The organism is Variovorax ginsengisoli, from assembly GCF_030486595.1.
In the GTDB taxonomy this organism is placed as follows: domain Bacteria; phylum Pseudomonadota; class Gammaproteobacteria; order Burkholderiales; family Burkholderiaceae_C; genus Variovorax; species Variovorax ginsengisoli_B.
Window position 1 is genome coordinate 1 of record NZ_JAUJZH010000078.1, and the last position, 1,816, is coordinate 1,816.

The window sequence follows — 1,816 nt, forward strand, 5'->3', positions numbered from 1 at the left end:
ACCTCCCGAAGGAAGCAGTCGCTGCGCGGCAAGCCGCTTCGGGCTACGCCCTACGCGCCTTGCCGCGCAGCGAGTGAAAGAAGACTTACACCACTTCCTGGGACATCAACCACCACAGACTCGTCGACGCTGTTCGACCATCAATGGCGAACGGCGTGATGTACGCGTTGGTACACCGAATTCCAGAGCCGTACCGAGTGCGATTCATGAATGACATATCGGATGATCTGTTCACGACCTCGAAGCGCGGCAAACTAATGGTGCCTTTCATGATCTGGACACGGTGGTTGACCAAAAATGAGGCGTTTCTCAAATTGCAGAACATGAAGGAAATAGCATGAGCACGTATGGGCCCGGTGCCGTCCTTCGGCCTTCCAGCACAATGCGCCGATGTGCAATCGATACGAGACGCCGGAGGTGTGGGAAGTCGAGCGCTTCTGGCACATCGGCCGTCACAACCAACTGTCCTGGCCGCGTCAAGTGTTCCCGCGTGCGCCGGGCCCGTTCATCCGCCGCGCGCGCGACGCCAGCGGCTACGAGCGCGAGCTCGTGGTCGGCCAGTGGGCCCTGATCCCCTGGTTCGCCAAGACCGCCAAGCTGACTTTCAGCACGAACAACGCGCGGGCCGAAGAGCTGGCGGCCAAGGCCACCTTCAAGGACCCCTGGAAGCGCGGCCAGCGCTGCATCATCCCGGCGGCCAGCTTCGACGAGCCGAACTGGGAGAGCGGGAAAAACCAGTGGTGGCAGTTCCGCCGCGCCGACGGCGATCCGTGGGGCCCGGCCGGCCTGTGGAGCACCTGGACCGACAAAGCCACGGGCGAGGTGCACGAGAGCTACACGATGCTCACCCTGAACGCCGACCACCACCCGCTGATGAACCGGATGCACAAGCCAGATCCGAAGCTGCCGCCGGACCAGCAGGACAAACGCTCGGTGATCCCGATCGAGCTCGGTGACGTCGACCAGTGGCTGGCCGGGACCATCGAGGAGGCGCAGCAGTTGCTCAAGCTGACGCCGGTCGAGGTGTTCGACGCCGGACCGATCATGGAGCCGGGCTGATGCAGTCTGGCGGCCGCAAGTGACGAACGGCGGCCATCGGCAGCCAAGAGCAGGCTTTGAAACAGCCCTCAGCTATCGGCGCTAGCCGCCGCACAATCATGCCCACTCGTCACGGCCTCTACAGCGCTCTTCCACCGACAGGGACAATTCCTAGCGGATGTTTTCCTTCGATGCGCTTTGGGATGCTGTCTTTTGCCGACGAGCTAGCTCGTGGTGGCCTCATTCGACCGGTGGACGTGGCACGAGCCCTCGACATTCAGCGACATCTCAGTCAGGTTGTTCAGCGCTTTCTTTACTCAGTGCAGCAGTTGAACGGAACCATGCAAAGGATCGTGGAGGAATACACGCGTGACAGCATGATGCTAGAAGGTTTGCCGCAGATGCTTAGTGGCGAATGTCTGGCCGATTCGCTCTTGAATTACCTAGGCACTGTCGTAGATGACGTGGCGATTGTGATTGCCCTTGCGTTGCAGTTTCAGAGCAATCGCGATGACAGCATGGGCGGGATTAAGAATGCCTGGCTGCAAAATCATCCTAGGGAGTTGGCGCCGGTAGGGCCACTCCTTGCTGAGCTGGATCAACCAGGCTCTTGGTGGGATGACCTGTTCAAGACCAGGGCGGGCATGAGACAACTTGTAGTCCACAAGTTGATGTCCCAGGAAGTGGTGTAAGTCTTCTTTCACTCGCTGCGCGGCAAGGCGCGTAGGGCGTAGCCCGAAGCGGCTTGCCGCGCAGCGACTGCTTCCTTCGGGAGGTG

At 60.6% G+C, this 1,816-nt stretch carries 2 protein-coding genes; both read left to right on the forward strand.

All coding sequences use genetic code 11. The annotated features are described in order from the left end of the window. The first annotated feature begins 390 nt into the window (after positions 1-390). Positions 391-1,059, forward strand: a complete 669-nt coding sequence (locus QZH52_RS38535; RefSeq protein ID WP_301816534.1) for an SOS response-associated peptidase — start codon at positions 391-393, stop codon at positions 1,057-1,059. 182 nt (positions 1,060-1,241) lie between these two features. Then, on the forward strand, positions 1,242-1,730 hold the full coding sequence (locus tag QZH52_RS38540; protein WP_301816535.1) for a hypothetical protein: 489 nt from the start codon (positions 1,242-1,244) through the stop codon (positions 1,728-1,730). Positions 1,731-1,816: the final 86 nt, after the last annotated feature.